The sequence below is a fragment of the Agarivorans sp. 2_MG-2023 genome, assembly GCF_030548085.1.
In the GTDB taxonomy this organism is placed as follows: domain Bacteria; phylum Pseudomonadota; class Gammaproteobacteria; order Enterobacterales; family Celerinatantimonadaceae; genus Agarivorans.
This window is the reverse complement of the sequence record NZ_JAUORQ010000002.1, coordinates 1-17,801: the sequence shown is the minus strand read 5'-3', so window position 1 is coordinate 17,801 and position 17,801 is coordinate 1. Positions and strand designations below refer to the sequence as shown.

Here is a 17,801-nt window from a genome sequence, read left to right as displayed (position 1 = left end):
TGAATGAGTTAAAGCCGGAGTTGCTGGCTTTTGTCTATCACTGTTCGGGTTTACAATATGCCCCCTAATTAAGCTTGAGAGACATCGTTTTGGAATACACTGATATTGACTGGATGAACTATGCACTAAACTTAGCTGCGAAAGCTGAGGCTCAGGGCGAAGTACCAGTGGGAGCAGTGGTGGTTTACCAAGGCGAGGTGGTGGGCGAGGGCTGGAATCAAACCATTACGCTAAATGATGCTACCGCTCACGCAGAAGTGCTAGCATTGCGCGAGGCAGGCAAAAAGATAGGTAATTACCGACTATTAGACACCACGCTTTACGTTACCTTAGAGCCTTGCTCTATGTGTGCGGGTGCAATGGTGCACGCCCGTGTGAAGCGCTTAGTGTTTGGTGCCAATGATTTAAAGACAGGTGCGGCCGGAAGTGTGTTCAATATTGTTAATTGTAAGCAGCTTAATCATAAAGTAGAGATTGAAGCTGGTGTGTTGGCTGAATCTTGCGCTGATACTATTAGTCGTTTTTTCCGCAAGCGTCGTGAACAACACAAGCTGCGAAAAAAACAACAGAGCAGTGATTTACCCAGCGACGCTGACTAAACCCATTTCAGACAAAACAAAAGAACGTTGTCTTAATAAAACCTTACGATGCTGACGAGCCAGTTGAATGCGGCGGCGTGGCGAGTGAAGGGTAACGCGTTTTTTTCTAATCATACTATCTATCCTCTCCATTATGTTAGGCAGGACGCTTACTGTTTTTAATCTCCATTGTAGATTAAGCACAAAACATGACAGTATTGTGACAAATCGTCAAGATTATTCTCTAATTGTTGGGATTAATCTCTGTTTTATTCGGAGTGCTTACCGAACCTGTAGGGTTATTCACTGGGTAAGGCGCGCGATTCTTCATTAACTCCTGGCGTCGCTGAGACTCTTTTCTTTGAGCATCTAACCACAGTAAGCTTTGATAATATTGACGAATATTGTTCACATAGTTATAGGCTTCTTGGCCGCGAGCATAGCCATAACGAGTTTGTTGATACCACTTTTTACGCATCAATAGCGGTAAATTTTCCTTCACATCTACCCAAGCATCGGGATCACCACCACGCATTCTAGTAATTCGTCTGGCATCTAACATGTGGCCGAAACCAATGTTGTAGGACACCAAGGCAAACCAGATCTTGTCATCTTCGCGCACGCTGTCGGGCACGCGATTAATTAACTTTTGTAAGTACTCGGCTCCACCACGAATACTTTGCTCTGGATCAAGCCGATTGGTCACTCCCACAGACTTAGCCGTGGGAAGGGTTAACATCATCATGCCGCGTACACCGGTAAACGATTTAGCGTGCGGGCGCCAATGAGACTCTTGATATGACACGGCAGCAATTAGGCGCCAGTCTAGTTTCCCCGCATATTGCTTAAACCAGTCTTCGTACTTCGGCAGGCGAGTGGTGGTTGAGCGCAAAAAGGCGCGAGTATCAACATAGTCAAAACGTTGAATATGGCCAAAATAACGCTCATATAAACGAGTAATACCACCGCTGTTGTGCTTATCACCAATAAATTCGATTAAGGCGCTATACAAACTGTCATCACGAAGCCGGTTAACCATCCATACCACTGACGTAGATTTGTTGAGAGTAAAGGCCTCGGCAAGATCTGGGTAAAAGCGCTGATGTAGCGCCAAGGTGGTATCGTCGACTAAGGCGAAGCGGATTTCCTCATCCACAATGCTTTTAAGTAGTTCGCTGCTATCTAGTCGGTCAGTCACCTCTATGCTCAGCTCAGGATTTTCTTTACGGTAGCTTTTTAATAAAGGCTGGTGATAACTGCCCGAGGTGATCCATAACGGTGAGTCTACTTGGCTAATATCGCGGGGGCGGCGGGTATTTTTCTTGTAAACAACTTTGGCATCAACACGATAAATTTCAGGGGAGAAACGAAAATTCTCACGCAGCGCATTGGTGGGGGATAAAGCTGCACCTAATAAATCTACCTGCTTGTTGTGCAAGCCTCGGTAAAGTTCGGTTTGGTTATATAAAGGCACCATTTGCAGCTCAACACCAAGGTAAGCGGCAAAGTCTTCTAGCAACTCATACTCCATGCCGGTAGGTTGCTCGTGCTGGTCGTAATAGAAAACTTGCTGACTATACAGCGTTCCCACGCGCAATTTTCCGCGTTGGCGAATTTGCTCTAGTTCAGAGACAAAAGGTTTGGGTTCGCAGCCTTGCAAAAGAAACAAAGCGAGCAACGCTAAGAGCAGGGTGAAGCGTTGCTGTTTAATCATCAAATTTGTTTTCCACACTAATATTTTTATTCGATTTTATGGATATCCGCCTAGCTGTCTAGCTTTAAGCGCGGTTTTCCTCGTTAAGCTAACGTTTTGTTTACCATTGTCGCAGTTTTTATCTATAATACGCGCAATTTTCCCCCTCCCACCTCCATCTGGAAAAGCGAGCCATAAATATGTTGGTACTACGTGGTGCACCTGCACTGTCTGATTTTCGAATTGCACAACTGTTAAAACGTTGCGCAGAGCAAGACCTTCCTGTTACTTCTATCTATGCTGAGTTCATGCATTTTGCTGATATATCTACAGATTTAAGTGATGCTGAACAACAAGTATTAGACAAGTTATTAACCTACGGGCCTACCATTGCAGAACACCAGCCAACTGGAAAACTGTTATTGGTTACTCCTCGCCCTGGCACAATTTCTCCTTGGTCTTCAAAAGCCAGCGACATTGCTCATAACTGTGGACTAACCAACGTACAACGTTTAGAGCGTGGTATTGCTTACTACGTAGAAATCAGCAGTGAGTTAAGCGAGTTACAAAGCGCTCAATTAAACAGCTTGATTCATGACCGCATGATGGAAGCGGTATATGCAGAGGTGGAACAAGCAGCTGCCTTATTTGAACACGCTAGCCCAGCACCTTTTACATCGGTAGATATTCTTAGCGGTGGCAAACAAGCTTTAGAGCAAGCTAACCAAGAGTTGGGTTTAGCCTTAGCTGATGACGAAATTGACTACTTAGTAGAAAATTTTGAGAAAATGAAACGTAATCCTAATGATGTTGAGCTAATGATGTTTGCCCAAGCAAACTCAGAGCACTGTCGTCATAAAATTTTTAATGCAGATTGGACAATTGATGGGGTAAAACAGCCTAAATCTTTGTTCAAAATGATTAAGAATACCTATGAGCTAAACAGCGATTATGTATTGTCGGCGTATAAAGATAATGCCGCGGTAATGACTGGCTCTGTGGCGGGGCGTTTCTTCCCAAATTCAGACACCAAGCAATACAACTACCATCAAGAAGATATTCATATTCTTATGAAGGTAGAAACGCATAACCACCCAACCGCTATTTCTCCATATCCTGGAGCCGCTACCGGCTCTGGTGGTGAGATTCGCGACGAAGGTGCTACTGGTCGTGGTTCTAAGCCTAAATCGGGCATGGTGGGCTTTACTGTTAGTAACTTGCGTATTCCGGGTTTTGAACAAACTTGGGAAAGTGACTTTGGTAAACCGAGCCGTATCGTTAACGCCCTAGAGATTATGTTAGAAGCTCCGTTAGGTGGCGCTGCTTTTAACAACGAATTTGGTCGACCTAATATTCTTGGTTACTTCCGTACTTACGAAGAGCAAGTAGAAAGCTTTAACGGCTTAGAAGTTCGTGGTTATCACAAACCGATTATGTTGGCCGGTGGTTTAGGCAACATTCGCGAAGACCACGTAGAAAAAGGCGAGATCCCGGTTGGCGCAAAAATTATTGTTCTGGGTGGTCCAGCAATGAATATTGGCCTAGGTGGCGGCGCGGCTTCTTCAATGGCTTCTGGCCAATCAAGTGAAGATTTAGATTTTGCTTCGGTACAGCGTGAAAACCCAGAAATGGAACGCCGTTGTCAGGAGGTTATCGACCGTTGTTGGCAGCTAGGTGACGCGAACCCTATTGCCTTTATTCACGATATTGGTGCAGGTGGTTTATCTAACGCTTGTCCTGAATTAGTAAACGATGGTGGCCGCGGTGGCATTTTTGATTTACGCGCGGTGCCAAATGACGAACCTGGCATGTCGCCTTTAGAGATTTGGTGTAACGAGTCGCAAGAACGTTACATGCTTGCTGTAGCACCAGAGCACCTAGCTGTATTTGATGCCATTTGTGAACGTGAGCGCGCGCTATACGCAGTGATTGGTGTAGCAACTGAAGAAATGGATTTAGTCCTGCACGATTCGCACTTTGGCAACGATCCTATTCGTATGCCGTTAGAGGTTCTGTTAGGCAAAGCCCCTAAAATGCATCGTGATGTTACATCCGCTCGCTTTAACGGCCCTGGTTTCAACACTGAAAAACTAGACTTAAGCGATGCGGCCGAGCGTTTGTTGCGTTTGCCGGCAATTGCCGAGAAGACCTTCTTAATTACCATTGGTGATCGCAGTGTTACCGGCTTAGTGGCTCGCGACCAAATGGTAGGCCCTTGGCAAGTACCCGTAGCGAACTGTGCAGTAACAGCAGCCAGCTATGATACTTACCATGGCGAAGCGATGTCGGTTGGTGAGCGCACCCCTGCGGCACTGATTGACCACGCTGCCTCAGCCCGTTTAGCGGTAGCTGAAGCACTAACCAACATTGCCGCCACTAATATTGGTTCGCTAAATAATATTAAGTTATCGGCTAACTGGATGTCTGCAGCGGGTCACCCTGGTGAAGATGCTGGTTTGTATGAAGCGGTTAAAGCGGTGGGTGAGGAATTATGTCCTGCGCTAGGTTTAACCATTCCGGTTGGTAAAGATTCAATGTCGATGAAGACGGCTTGGCAAGATGAAGGTCAAGATAAGTCTGTGACTTCGCCGCTTTCATTGATTATCAGTGCTTTTGCCAAAGTTGAAGATATTCGCCTAACGGTGACTCCTCAGCTGCGTAATGACCTTGGTGACTCAGACTTAATCTTAATCGATTTAGGTCAGGGTAAAAACCGCATGGGCGCCTCGTGTTTAGCCCAGGTTTATAAACAGCTAGGCAATAAGGTGCCTGATGTTGATTCACCTGAGCTGCTTAAAGGTTTCTTTAATGCCATTCAAGTACTTACTGCTGATCAAAAGCTATTGGCGTACCATGACCGTAGTGACGGTGGTTTATTTACCACTGTGGCAGAAATGGCCTTTGCAGGACATTGCGGCGTAAATGTAGCCTTAGATTTGCTCGCTGGAGACAGTGTAGAAGCACTATTCAATGAAGAACTAGGTGCGGTAATTCAGGTTAAAACTGAAGATAAAGAAGCAGTACTTAATGTGTTAGCAGGTCACGGCTTAGCCTCTTGCAGCCATGTGATTGGTTCACTGAACGATGATGACGCTATCCGCTTTACCCGCAACGGTGAAGTGGTACTGGCTAATACCCGCACTCACTACCGCGGTGTTTGGGCTGAAACTACTTATCAAATGCAAGCGCTGCGTGATAACCCAGAGTGTGCAAAGCAAGAGTTTGACGCTAAGTTTGATGCGGCAGATCCTGGTTTGAACATTGGTTTAAGCTTTGACATTAATGAAGACGTTGCTGCGCCTTACATTGTTAAGGGGCTAAAACCAGAAATGGCTATTTTACGTGAGCAGGGTGTTAACTCGCATCATGAAATGGCAGCCGCCTTTGACCGAGCTGGTTTCGCAGCAGTAGATGTTCATATGAGCGATATTTTGGCTGGCCGAGTGAGCCTAGATAAGTTCGCAGGTTTAGTAGCTTGTGGTGGCTTCTCTTACGGTGACGTACTTGGTGCTGGTGAAGGTTGGGCTAAGTCGATTCTGTTTAACAGCCGAGCGCGTGAACAGTTCAGTGCATTCTTCGAGCGTAACGATTCTTTTGCACTGGGTGTGTGTAATGGTTGTCAAATGTTGTCTAACCTCAGTGAGCTGATTCCAGGTGCTGACTTGTGGCCTCGTTTTGTACGCAATGAATCAGAACGTTTTGAAGCGCGTTTCAGCTTGGTAGAAGTACAGCAATCACCGTCAATTTTCTTAAACGGTATGGCTGGTTCACAAATGCCTATCGCGGTATCTCACGGAGAAGGCCGCGTAGAAGTGCGTGACCAAGCGCATTTAGACGCCTTAGCTAACAGTGGTACCGTGGCCTTACGCTACGTGGATAACTATGGCGAAGCTAGCACGCAATACCCAGCTAACCCGAACGGTTCACCGCTTGGCATTACAGGTTTGTCATCAAAAGATGGTCGAGTGACTATTATGATGCCTCACCCTGAGCGCGTATTCCGCACCGTGGCGCACTCGTGGCACCCAGATGACTGGCGCGAAGATAGCCCGTGGATGCGTATGTTCCGTAACGCACGCGTTAACGTAGGTTAATCAAACGTTAGCGAGTAAAAAGCCACCCTAGGGTGGCTTTTTTATTGGGCGAACCAGTGATTGGGTTTACAAAGTAAAGCGTTTAATGAGTTCTTCGAGTTGTTCGGCACGTTGTTTTAGGTTCAAACTGCCGCTACGGTTTTCCTGAGCCAAGCCAGCAGATTGACTGGATTGGTCAGCAATATGTACGATGCGTTGAGAGATTTCTTGGCCTACGTGGCTTTGCTCCTCAGTGGCAGTCGCGATTAAGGCGTTCATATCCATAATGTGCTGAATTGAATCTTTAATCAGTTGCAGGGCTTCACTAGCAGCATTGGCCCCTGTTACAGCCTCTCCACTGCGCTCTTGGCTGCTGTCCATGGCAGATACCGCTGCATCGGAACCGCTTTTTAAGCGCTCAATCATGCCATGAATTTCCCCAGTACTTTGTTGGGTGCGACTGGCCAGTTGACGTACTTCATCGGCAACAACCGCAAAGCCGCGACCTTGTTCGCCAGCCCGAGCGGCTTCAATGGCTGCGTTTAAGGCTAACAAGTTAGTTTGTTCGGCAATGCCTTGAATCACACTCAATGCAGACGAAATATTTTGCACATCACCTTCTAGCTTAGCGATAACTTCACTGGCTTGGGCAATTTCATTTGCTAGCGATTGCACTGTAGCGGCAGCGCTATCTACGGTGGTCATGGCCTCTCCAGCGCTATTATCTACTTGTTGGGCAGAGTCTGCGGCTTGATTGGCGTTGTCTGATACATCATGAGCAGATGCGGTCATTTCTGTCATCGCGGTGGCCACTTGCTCGGTTTCTTCACGCTGCTCAACCAACAGCTGGTCTACCGAGTTGGCTCTGTCTGACATAGATGAGGTTTCTTTTGAGACATCTAAGGCAACTTTACCTACCATGCTGATGATTTCATGTAGCAATTCAATAAAGGCATTGAAGTTACCCGCCAACTGACCAAACTCATGAACATAATCGGTCTTAAGGCGAGCACTTAAATCGGCTTCGCCAGAGGCTAATTTAGCAAAAGACTGATTCAAGTCTTGTAGTGGCGCCATAATGCTTCGGTTAATGAAGTAGCTAATTAACACCGCAAGCCCCAGTAATGCCGCACCAGTAAGGAATATGAAAAACATCGACGACTCTAAGCTAGCTTGTGCTTCTTCTTCCAGTTTTGTGATGAGGGCATCAACATCATCGGTGTAAAACCCGGTGCCAATAAATATATCCCACTTATCTAAATAAATGGCGTAACTAAGCTTAGGAAGCGCTTGATTACCGCCAGGCTTGGGAAAGTAGTAAGTATAAAACTCACCTGATTTAGACGCTTTGAGTAAATCGCGAATGATGTACTGATTTTGTTTATCTTGTAAGGACCAAAAGTTATCGCCAATACCCTTGTCATTTTCGCCTAGCAGCACCCGTGTACCGGTTTTGTGGTAGCCAAATAGATAACCTGATTCGCCATACTTTAGGCGTTTAAGTGTTGGCATAGCTTGCTCTAAACTGCCGCCGCTTTCGTAAATGTTGGCGACTGATGAATAAGCCATGTCCATATAAGCTTTTAGCTCGGCTTTTTTCATCTCCATCATGTTTTCTTGAGTCTCTGAGGACTGAGCTTGACTGAGTGCTTTGGTTTCGTTGTAGCTTAGGTACAACATGCTGGTAGCAAGAATAAGAACTGGCCCTAGGGCTAAAACGAGTAAACGTTGGCGAATTGTAAGAGACATAGTTGGATCCTGTCTTGTTGATTTTTATTAGAGGTCTTTTTTATTATTCGGCAAGCTAACACAAGGCCTTAGTCATTTTTGTGAATTATTCCGGCTAGTTAACAATTGATATAAAAAAGCCTCAAATAAATTGAGGCTTTTTGTGAGCGACTTGCTGAGTTTATAAAGTAAATCGTTTAACGAGCTCTTCAAGTTGTTCTGCTCGCTCATTAAGATTGACACTGCCGCTGCGATTTTCTTGAGCAAGACCCGCCGATTGACTTGATTGGTCGGCAATATGCACAATCCGTTGAGAAATTTCTTGCCCCACATGGCTTTGCTCTTCGGTGGCGGTGGCGATTAAGGCGTTCATATCCATAATGTGTTGAATCGAACTTTTAATCAGTTGTAGTGCTTCACTAGCGGCGTTTGCACCAGTTACCGCTTCTCCGCTGCGTTCTTGGCTGCTATCCATGGCTGATACTGCCGCATCAGACCCACTCTTAAGGCGCTCGATCATGCCATGAATTTCACCGGTACTTTGTTGAGTACGACTGGCAAGTTGGCGTACTTCGTCGGCAACCACGGCAAAACCGCGACCTTGTTCGCCCGCACGTGCAGCCTCAATGGCCGCGTTTAGTGCGAGTAAGTTGGTTTGCTCGGCAATGCCTTGAATCACACTTAGTGCTGATGAGATATTTTGTACATCGCCTTCTAGTTTGGCGATAACTTCACTCGCTTGCCCTATCTCGTTTGCCAAGGATTGCACGGTAGCTGCTGCGCTATCTACTGTGGTCATTGCATCACCAGCGCTGTTATCTACTTGCTGAGCAGAGTTAGCGGCCTGATTAGCATTGTCGGAAACATCATGCGCCGAGGCGGTCATTTCTGTCATGGCGGTGGCCACTTGCTCGGTTTCTTCGCGTTGTTCAACTAAAAGTTGGTCTACAGAGTTGGCGCGGTCAGACATCGACGAGGTTTCTTGGGCTACGTCGTGCGCCACTTTGCCTACCATGCTGATGATCTCATGCAGCAGTTCAATAAAGGCATTAAAGTTAGTGGCGAGTTGACCAAATTCGTGTACGTAGTTGGTATTTAGGCGGGCACTTAAGTCGGCATCGCCACTGGCCAGTTTCTCAAAAGACAGGGTAAGATCGTGCAGTGGAGACATAATGCTGCGATTAATGAAGTATCCAATTAATAGGGCAAAGGCTAACAGGGCAGAAGCGGTTAAGCCCAAAAATATTAATGAGGAGTTTAGGCTCTCTTCAGCATGCTCTTCAAGCTGAGCGATAACCGCGTCTACATCGTCGGTATAAAAGCCTGTTCCCATCATTAAATCCCAGCGATCTAAGTAGACAGCATAACTAAGCTTGGGAGATGACTCAGTAGCACCTGGTTTGGGGAAGTAGTAGGTATAAAATTCTTCTTTTTGTGATGCCTTGATTAAGTCTTGAATTAGATACTGACCTTGCTTGTCTTGTAAGGACCAAAAGTTATCACCAATGCCCTTATCTAAAGTCCCCATGAATACTCGAACACCTTTATTGGTATAGCCAAAAATATACCCTGATTCGCCATATTCTAAGCGCTGCAAAATAGGCAGTGCCTGTTCAAGCGTTCCGCCGTTTTCATAAATTTCGGCGACGGCGGAGTAAGCCATGTCCATGTAGGCTTTTAACTCTGCCTTTTTCATGGCAACCATATTCTCTCGCGTCTCGGTTGATTGACCGTGAGTGAGCTTTTGAGTTTCTGAAATTGTCAGTAATAAGATACTAATTGACAAAATAAGCACGGGGGCAAGGGCAAGTATTAACAGTCTTTTTCGAATGGTTAAGGACATAATCTTTCTTCCAAATTGTTTTATTTTACAGCTTTTTATAAGTGTAGACGGCAACTGGAGCTAGTTTGTATTAACCATTAGTCATGACTGAAAACGTGATCAATGCATTGTTTTAATTAATGTTTTTGTCACTTTGAGGGGCGGGGTGTTGTTGATGCCAAATTTTAGCAGGAACAATATCAAGTGCAGTTCTATATCCTGTGTCGAATAAGCGTAGTTTTGCTTGGTCGTCTAAATGAAAATCTACCGGTGAGGTATTGCCAGTATTAACCACAATAGTGCGATGCCAGAATTTCTCATTAACATATTCTCGAGAAATGGTGGTCATAAAAGTACGTATTAATAGTGATATGTATGCCGCGAGTGGGAAAATCCCGTTGGTTTGAAGTGGCTTAATATCGTTATCTCCACGTAAGCGAAAGCAAATTACCGGGGTGCCATCGGTGGCCCAGTCTTGATGTAAAGCATCTTCAGACAAAATGCTACCGTCTACCATTAAATGGTCTTGGTAGGGCTTGAATGAAAAGATAAGTGGAATAGACATTGAAAAACGCACCGCCCGAGAAACTTTGAGATCAGGGGTTCTTTTAGCATCAAATACTACAGGTGAACCAGAGCGTACATCGGTGGCCACTACGTGCAGTTGTAAAGGAAGTTCTTTGAACGTAGCACCGTTAAGCAAATCATCAATCCACGCTTCGAATTTGTCGCCTGAACATAACCCGCCGTTGCGTAATAAACTGATCAAGGAAAAACCTTTGAACTGTTCGAAATCGGTATCTAGGGCAATGGCTTTGATTTGCTCTACATCCATACCGCTGGCAAACAATGAACTAATAATGCTGCCGCCAGATACTCCCACAATATGAGAGAACTGAACATTAAGCTCTTTTAAGCCCGCGAGGATCCCGATATGTGCTGGTAGCCGAGTTCCACCTCCCGCAAAGATGGGTACCAAAGTCCTTGGCTCATTGGATTGCATTAGCGTTTCCATTGTTTGATGATAGCTCAAGTATGTCGTATTTTTTTTACATCGCTATTGTTTATAACAATAAACTGATTTGTGAGAGCGCCACTTGAGACTGTTTACACCTCTACCACTGGTTAAATTATTGCTTGCTTGCAGCGTGCTATTTAGCATCAGTTGTTTTGCAGAGCTGCCTGCTTGCGATAATCAAGACTTAACTTATCAGCCAGCTCTGCCAGAGCTGCTGCAAGCCGAGCCAAACAGCCGGTCTTTTTCAGTGTTAGTTTGGAATACGTACAAAGGGCAAAATGAGGGATGGATAGAGCAGCTTGAGCAGTTTAGTCAGCAGGTAGATTTTATGCTGTTACAAGAAGCGAGCAGGGAGCGTTTTAGCCAATGGAGCAAGCTTAGCCAATGGCACATGTATCAAGCTATCGCATTTGAGTGGTTTGGTGACGGCCTAGGCGTAGTGAATCTTGCAAAGCAAGCGAGTAGCGAGAACTGTTTGGTGCTAAGCACTGAGCCGTGGATAAGGGTGCCTAAATCGGCATTGTTACAACACTATCAGTGGCAGGATAAAAGCTTATTGATTGTTAATGTACACAGTATCAACTTTACCTTGAGTGAAGCCGATTATTTAAAGCAATTACAGCAACTGAGCCCTTGGTTGGCCGCTTATGATGGACCTTTGATTTTAGCCGGGGATTTTAATACCTGGAGTGTTGGACGTTTAGCAGTGTTGGAACAGTTTATTTTGGCCCATCAATTAAAAACAGTATCGTTTAAACCCGATGAACGCACTCGCTTTTTTGGTAAAGCTTTAGATTATATTTTTTATCGTGGCTTAACGCTCCAAAGTAGCCAAAGCGTTGCTACCGATACATCGGATCACAACGCCTTAATGGCTAGTTTTGAGTTTTCTACGCGCTCACTTCGGCAACGTTAATGTATAACTTCAACTTTTGACCCGGCTGTAAGTAGTGATTTTTATTTAGGTCATTCCACTTTAATAAATCGGTTATCGATACTTTAAACTTTTGCGCAATACGAGACAGTGAATCACCATTTCTTACTTGGTAAGTCACGGTTTGAATATGGTTTTTACTGGCTTTAGATTTTTGCCAAATAACTAACTTTTTACCTGGTTTCAAAGTGTCAGTAGGCGCCATGCTATTCCATTTAGCAACATTTCGGTGGCTAACCTTGTAGGCTTGCGCGATGCTCCAAAAACTATCACCAGACTTTACTGTGTAACTAAGTTTGATGTCACCACGTGGCTTGTTTTGCTGGCTAACTAATCGTTGGCTTTGGCTTAGGGTATAAGCGCTTTGTTTGCGAGAAGATACCGGCACCAACAAATGCTGACCAATTCGAATCGTATTGTTGCTCAGCTGGTTTAGCTCGCGGATTTGTTTGCTGGTGGTGTTATAGCGCTTTGCAATAACACTTAAGCTATCACCCGATTTTACTTTGTAACGTGCCCATTGCATGCGTTCTTGTTTAGACAATGATGCTAAAGCAATCTCAAAGTTGGGGACTGTTTTGGTTGGAACCAACAAGTAATGTGGGCCGTCTGGTGCTGTGGCCCAGCGGTTAAAACCAGGATTTAATTTATGCAGCTCGTCTAGCTTGATACCTGCAAGCTCAGCCGCCAACGCTAAATCAATTTGGCTATAGGTGGCTACTTTTTCAAAATACGGCTTGTTCGCAATGGCTGGAATATTCAGTTTGTAGTCATCACGCTGTTGTAACATTTGGCTTAAAGCCAGTAGTTTTGGTACGTAAGCACGTGTTTCTCTTGGCAGGTTTAATGACCAAAAGTCAGTGGCTTTACCGGCTTTTTCGTTAGCACGAATAGCGCGACGAACTCGACCTTCGCCAGAGTTGTAAGCCGCTAAGGCGTGTAACCAATCGCCGTCGAAATATTTGTTGAGGTATTCCAAGTAATCTAAGGCGGCATGGGTGGCAGCATAAACGTCACGTCGTCCGTCGTACCACCAATTTTGCTCTAAGCCAAAGCGCGTACCCGTTCCTGGAATAATCTGCCAAATGCCTGCCGCTCGGCCATGCGAGTAGGCAAAAGGCTGAAAGGCGCTTTCTACAATCGGTAACAAGGCCAGCTCTAATGGCATGTTGCGACGCTCAATTTCTTCAACAATGAAGAACAAATAAGGGTCGGCGCGCACTGATACGCGGCGCATGTAATCTGGATGTTTTAAAAACCAGTTAAGCTGGGCTTGTAGGCGTTTGTTATTTTCTGGTAGCGGTATCGCAAGTTGGTCTTCAATACGCAGCCACACGTCGTCGTAAACCACTGGCTGAGGCGCTTCGACTTTAGCGACAACTTCTGTTTCTTTGCTTAGGTTGTCGTCACTGGTTTGACTGTTCGCCGCTACTTCGGTGTTTTGTTCTGGTTGCGTAAGCTCTGAATCGGCGGGGGCCAATTGCTCGGTTACGGTGGGAGTGGTCAGTTGGCAAGCGCCCAATAACAATGAAAAAAGGCCAACAATGAGCGCTTTCATGATTTATCCATCTACTAAAAATTCAGAGCCAATGTTATTGAGGTCGCGTGAAATTAGCAAGTCAGAAGCGGTCTTTCCATGACCTGAGGGCAGCAAACACTGCTATCTCATTGTTTAATGGCTGTAAATTTTCTAGCTCTACCGCAGCTTTAATTGAGGCATTCTGGCAACGTAGGAAAGGATTTATCGCCAGTTGCTGCTCTAAACTTGTAGGTAGGGTGGGTAATCCCATTTGACGCTGCTTGCTTACTTGTTGCTGAAAGTTCACTAAAGCTTGATTATCAGGTTCTACAGCTAAGGCGAATTGAAGATTTGCTTGAGTGTACTCATGTGCGGCATAAATTAGCGTTTCACTATCAAGTTGACAAATTTTGGCTAAAGAGTGGTGCATTTGTTCGGCGCTGCCTTCTCGCAAGCGACCGCAGCCGGCCGAAAAAATGGTATCGCCAATAAACAAATGCCCCTGGCTAAAGTAAGCAATATGATCCAAGGTGTGCCCTGGTACTTCAATAACAGACATCTCATCACGTAAACCTTGCGGCGTAATAATCATACCTTCGTTAACAACAGTGTGAGGAAAGTGATATTTGCTATTACTTGGGGCAAATACTTCTGCTGCTGGATAGGCTTCGAGTAACTCTGTTACTCCTCCAATATGGTCGGCATGATGGTGGGTAATAAGGATTGCGCTAAGCTGACCATCAATTTCTTGTAAACGCTGTTTCACAGGGCTTGCATCACCGGGGTCGACAACGACACAATGGTTTGAATCAACCTCTTTTAATAACCAGATATAGTTATCATTAAAAGCGGGTATATGGATGATTTGCATTATGATATCTCTGTCGTTAAAGTCGATGAGACATTATTGCCTTATCTGCAATAGATTGGTACGGGGAATTGATGAAGCCGGCGAAAATTCGTGAAGTAATTGAAAGTCCTGACTTCTGGCAAGATTTGCCATTAGGTGATTGGCTAATGGATCAGCAGCAAAGTTTGTTGGACCAATATCTGCCAGTAGCTTTTGGTTATCATATGTTAAAACTGGGTAATTTAAGTGCTCAGCTTAATTGTCACGCGTCGATGATTCGTCATCAGTTAAATGTGGCGAAGGAGGGGCATTTAATAGGTTTGCGTGCCAAACCGGAGCAATTGCCTTTTCAAGAAAGTAGTATCGATCTCTGCTTGTTAGCCCACAGTTTAGATTTTTCAAAAGACCCTCACCAATTATTGCGCGAAGTGGAGCGCGTACTCACTGCAGACGGCTACATTATTATTAGTGGTTTTAATCCTTTTAGCTTATTAGGTATGCGCCGTTATTTCCCTTTTAGAAAGCGTGGTTTGCCGTGGTCTTGCCGAATGTTTACTCCTGCGCGAGTAAAAGACTGGCTTAACCTATTGGGTTTTGAGGTGTTAAATGATGAGCGTTTAGCTTACACCTCTTTTGTTAATAGCCGACCCGCACCGCAATGGTTTGAGCGTTGGGGCAAACGCTATTTTAGAGCCACAGCCTCAGCTTATTTTATTGTGGCTCGAAAACGCAGAGCCCCGCTTACTCCTATTAAAAAAGCTTGGAGAGTCAAGCAGCGCATACCTGTAACGTCATCGATTAGTGGTTAATCGTGTAACTGTTCGTAGGCGAGGTCGATTTGCTCTGGGTTATTGGTAGCCGCTTCTCGAGCTAAATCGTCTACCCGTTCGTTTTCTGGGTGGCCTGCATGGCCTTTTACCCAATGCCACTCAACCTGATGACGTTGGCAAGCGGCATCTAAACGTTGCCATAAATCAACATTTTTCACTTCGGCTTTGGCTGCGGTTTTCCAAGCGCGTTTTTTCCAATTGTGGATCCATTGAGTAATACCTTGACGCACATATTGGCTGTCGGTGGTAAGAATGACTTTGCAATCTTGTTTTAAGCTTTCTAAGGCAACAATAGCAGCGAGCATTTCCATACGATTATTGGTGGTGAGGCGAAAGCCTTGGCTGAGTTCTTTGCGATGTTGCTGATATACCAGCAGCGCGCCATAACCTCCTGGTCCAGGGTTACCTAAACAAGAGCCATCGGTAAACAAGTGAACTTCTTTTGCCATATCTTTGGTAAACTAACAGGATTATCTGCTTAGTGTCGCATAGGAGCTGTTTTGAACCAATCTAAGAGCCATCGTTTAATCGTATTTGATACTGAAACCACCGGTATGAACGATAGTGGCGGGCCTATCTACCAAGGGCACCGAGTGATTGAAATTGGCTGTGTTGAAGTTATTGACCGTAAGCTAACCGGTAATACTTTTCATGTGTATATCAATCCAGAGCAGTTGATTGATGAAGAAGCAATCCACGTTCACGGTATCACCGATGAATTTATTGCCGACAAACCGCTATTTAGAGATGTTGCGCGAGACTTTGTTGAGTTTATTCGTGGTGCCGAGTTAGTCGCGCACAACGCAAACTTCGATATTAGCTTCCTAGATCACGAGTTTGCCATGATGTCGCGAACCTTAACTAAAGCGATGCCAAATTGTGCCGATATTTGTACTATCACCGATTCATTATTGGTGGCAAGACGAGGCGAGTACAATAAACGTGAAGTACAGTTAGCGGGTAATAAACCCTTACCTTCACGGAAAAACTTAGATTCTTTAAGTGATTACTATGGCGTAGACCGCTCTTCACGTACCTATCACGGCGCATTGCTTGATGCCGAGTTATTGGCCGACGTGTTCTTAAAGATGACCGGTGGCCAGAATAAGCTGAACTTAAAGCAGAAGGGCAGTGGTGACGGAGTAGGTGTTCGCTTGGTTGATTCAAATAGGCCTCCACTAAAAGTGGTGTTTGCCAGCGAACAAGAACTTGGTTCGCACCAAGAGCGCTTAGATTTGGTAGAAAAAAAGGGAGGCCAGTGTCGCTGGCGTAACTAGACTGAATGATTAAAAAAACTCTGTGGCTGTTGTTATGGCTGGCGTTGCCCTTGCAAGCCAGCACTATTTTTGAAAATCGTGATATCCCTTTAATCGATAACCGCTTTCGTTTAGATCACAGTATCGAGAAAGCTACTTTCCTGCTGTATCGTTCGCCGGGCTCTCCGGCTGCTATTTTAGTACGCCCCGATGGCAGCAAAATCTACGCTTGGGAAGTGCCCAAAAATGTGAGCTGGTTAGAAACCGACGAGCTGGATATTGTGACCATTGAAAACCCGATGCGTGGTCCTTGGCAAGCAGTGGCAGAAAACAACGGGCGTAACCGTATTCGGATTCTCAGTGACGTAGAGCTCAACGTTGATCCCATCCCCCATCAACTATATCAAGGCGAACGTTTACGCATCTCGGCACGTTTAAGTTCTAAGGGCGAGCGGATAGATCTAGAGGTCATGCTCAAAGAAGCCTTGATGAACGTAGCGCTAATGCGTCAACAGTTACTAGAAGACCAAACTGTAGAAGTGCGTCGAGATGAACTCGGAAAGTTCTATGATGATGGTAAAGACTATGACGAGTATGCTGACGACGGTGTATTCACAACCCACATCAGGTTAGAAGCTCGGCCAGGTAAGTATGAGATTGTGGTGAGCACGCTAAACCAAATTTTCACTCGCGCACAGCTTTCACCAGTTCTTATTTATCCTAATCCAGTGTCTATAAAGGTGATGTCGCCAAAAGACGAACAGCGCCAAGCGCGTATGGCGTTGGTGATAGATACCGATGAAGTGCGACCTGAGTCGGTAGTGATTAGCGGCAAGGTATATAACAACGTAGGGTGGGAGCAAGCTTTTCAAACTTATGCCGACGGTGAAGAATTTACGGTTGATTTGCCTACACCCACAGAACAAGGCCGCTATCGGGTAATGGGGACGTTATTAGCAACAACGATTCAAAACCGCGAAATTGTTATCGATTTACCTGAAGAAGATTTTGTGATTTTACCACCTCCCCCTCCGCCGCCAGAACCGGTGGTTGTTAAGACGGTGGTTGTGCCAGAACCAGAGATGTCGTTGTGGTTAGTTATACTGTTATCGGTATTCGGTTTTGTGGCGGTTGCCGGCTTGGCATTTTTGTTTATTTGGTGGCGCAAACGTAAGGCTTTTGAAGCGGCGTTAAAAAATGCCAAAGAAGCCCCAGCGGCCCAACCAAGCGTTGAGCCTAAAATGGATGAAGCCAGTACTTTAAAAATGCCGTCTGAGTGATTTTTTAACCGTCTTGGCTAAAAGCTCGGCGCATTGGCTAAAACATCGGCGCTTGAACGGATTTTTAAAGAAATAAGACAATTCTTTGTTGACTCGTAATAGGCATAACCGTATTATCTGCGCCGCACCAGACGAGATGGTTCTGCGGAGTGGTAGTTCAGTTGGTTAGAATACCGGCCTGTCACGCCGGGGGTCGCGGGTTCGAGTCCCGTCCACTCCG

The 17,801-nt window shown here is 45.4% G+C and carries 14 protein-coding genes and 1 tRNA gene; 7 read left to right on the top strand and 8 right to left on the bottom strand.

Annotated elements, in window-relative coordinates; genetic code table 11:
* The first annotated feature begins 89 nt into the window (after window positions 1–89).
* Window positions 90–599 (top strand): tRNA adenosine(34) deaminase TadA, encoded by a 510-nt coding sequence (gene tadA, locus Q4549_RS02795; RefSeq protein WP_303549686.1) that lies wholly within the window; start codon window positions 90–92, stop codon window positions 597–599.
* On the opposite strand, the gene Q4549_RS02790 is transcribed toward tadA, so the two are convergent.
* Window positions 579–713, bottom strand: a complete 135-nt coding sequence (locus Q4549_RS02790) for a hypothetical protein (RefSeq protein WP_303510189.1) — start codon at window positions 711–713, stop codon at window positions 579–581. The genes tadA and Q4549_RS02790 overlap by 21 nt on opposite strands.
* A 109-nt stretch (window positions 714–822) precedes the next feature.
* Window positions 823–2,292 carry a membrane-bound lytic murein transglycosylase MltF gene (gene mltF / locus Q4549_RS02785; protein WP_303549689.1) on the bottom strand — a complete coding sequence of 490 codons (1,470 nt, stop codon included), beginning with the start codon at window positions 2,290–2,292 and terminating at the stop codon, window positions 823–825.
* Between the two features lie 179 nt (window positions 2,293–2,471).
* On the opposite strand from mltF, the gene purL reads away from it, so the two are divergent.
* Window positions 2,472–6,365, top strand: a complete 3,894-nt coding sequence (purL, locus tag Q4549_RS02780) for a phosphoribosylformylglycinamidine synthase (protein ID WP_303549691.1) — start codon at window positions 2,472–2,474, stop codon at window positions 6,363–6,365.
* Window positions 6,366–6,431: 66 nt separating this feature from the next.
* On the opposite strand, the gene Q4549_RS02775 is transcribed toward purL, so the two are convergent.
* From Q4549_RS02775 to Q4549_RS02765, 3 genes are all read right to left on the bottom strand, one after another.
* Complete coding sequence (locus Q4549_RS02775; protein WP_303510198.1) at window positions 6,432–8,093, bottom strand: methyl-accepting chemotaxis protein; 1,662 nt, start codon at window positions 8,091–8,093, stop codon at window positions 6,432–6,434.
* A gap of 160 nt (window positions 8,094–8,253) precedes the next feature.
* Window positions 8,254–9,915, bottom strand: coding sequence for a methyl-accepting chemotaxis protein (locus Q4549_RS02770; protein ID WP_303510199.1), 1,662 nt, complete (start codon window positions 9,913–9,915; stop codon window positions 8,254–8,256).
* A gap of 112 nt (window positions 9,916–10,027) precedes the next feature.
* Window positions 10,028–10,897: a patatin-like phospholipase family protein gene (locus Q4549_RS02765; RefSeq protein ID WP_235836262.1), complete on the bottom strand. Its 870-nt coding sequence runs from the start codon at window positions 10,895–10,897 to the stop codon at window positions 10,028–10,030.
* A gap of 94 nt (window positions 10,898–10,991) precedes the next feature.
* On the opposite strand from Q4549_RS02765, the gene Q4549_RS02760 reads away from it, so the two are divergent.
* Complete coding sequence (locus Q4549_RS02760; RefSeq protein WP_303510202.1) at window positions 10,992–11,828, top strand: endonuclease/exonuclease/phosphatase family protein; 837 nt, start codon at window positions 10,992–10,994, stop codon at window positions 11,826–11,828.
* On the opposite strand, the gene Q4549_RS02755 is transcribed toward Q4549_RS02760, so the two are convergent.
* Window positions 11,803–13,404, bottom strand: coding sequence for a LysM peptidoglycan-binding domain-containing protein (locus tag Q4549_RS02755; RefSeq protein ID WP_303549694.1), 1,602 nt, complete (start codon window positions 13,402–13,404; stop codon window positions 11,803–11,805). The two genes, Q4549_RS02760 and Q4549_RS02755, sit on opposite strands and share 26 nt — an antisense overlap.
* A gap of 61 nt (window positions 13,405–13,465) precedes the next feature.
* Complete coding sequence (gene gloB, locus Q4549_RS02750; RefSeq protein WP_303549697.1) at window positions 13,466–14,236, bottom strand: hydroxyacylglutathione hydrolase; 771 nt, start codon at window positions 14,234–14,236, stop codon at window positions 13,466–13,468.
* Window positions 14,237–14,307: 71 nt separating this feature from the next.
* Between gloB and Q4549_RS02745 the strand changes: the two genes are divergently transcribed.
* Entirely contained in the window at window positions 14,308–15,024 is a 717-nt protein-coding gene (locus Q4549_RS02745; protein WP_303510210.1) for a methyltransferase domain-containing protein, read from the top strand.
* On the opposite strand, the gene rnhA is transcribed toward Q4549_RS02745, so the two are convergent.
* Entirely contained in the window at window positions 15,021–15,494 is a 474-nt protein-coding gene (gene rnhA / locus Q4549_RS02740; protein WP_137674937.1) for a ribonuclease HI, read from the bottom strand. The genes Q4549_RS02745 and rnhA overlap by 4 nt on opposite strands.
* Before the next feature lie 51 nt (window positions 15,495–15,545).
* Between rnhA and dnaQ the strand changes: the two genes are divergently transcribed.
* The 3 genes from dnaQ (at window position 15,546) to Q4549_RS02725 (ending at window position 17,801) form a co-directional block, all read left to right on the top strand.
* Window positions 15,546–16,322 carry a DNA polymerase III subunit epsilon gene (gene dnaQ, locus Q4549_RS02735; RefSeq protein WP_303549700.1) on the top strand — a complete coding sequence of 259 codons (777 nt, stop codon included), beginning with the start codon at window positions 15,546–15,548 and terminating at the stop codon, window positions 16,320–16,322.
* Window positions 16,323–16,327: 5 nt separating this feature from the next.
* Complete coding sequence (locus Q4549_RS02730) at window positions 16,328–17,581, top strand: TIGR03503 family protein (protein ID WP_303549703.1); 1,254 nt, start codon at window positions 16,328–16,330, stop codon at window positions 17,579–17,581.
* Between the two features lie 146 nt (window positions 17,582–17,727).
* Window positions 17,728–17,801, top strand: a tRNA-Asp gene (locus Q4549_RS02725).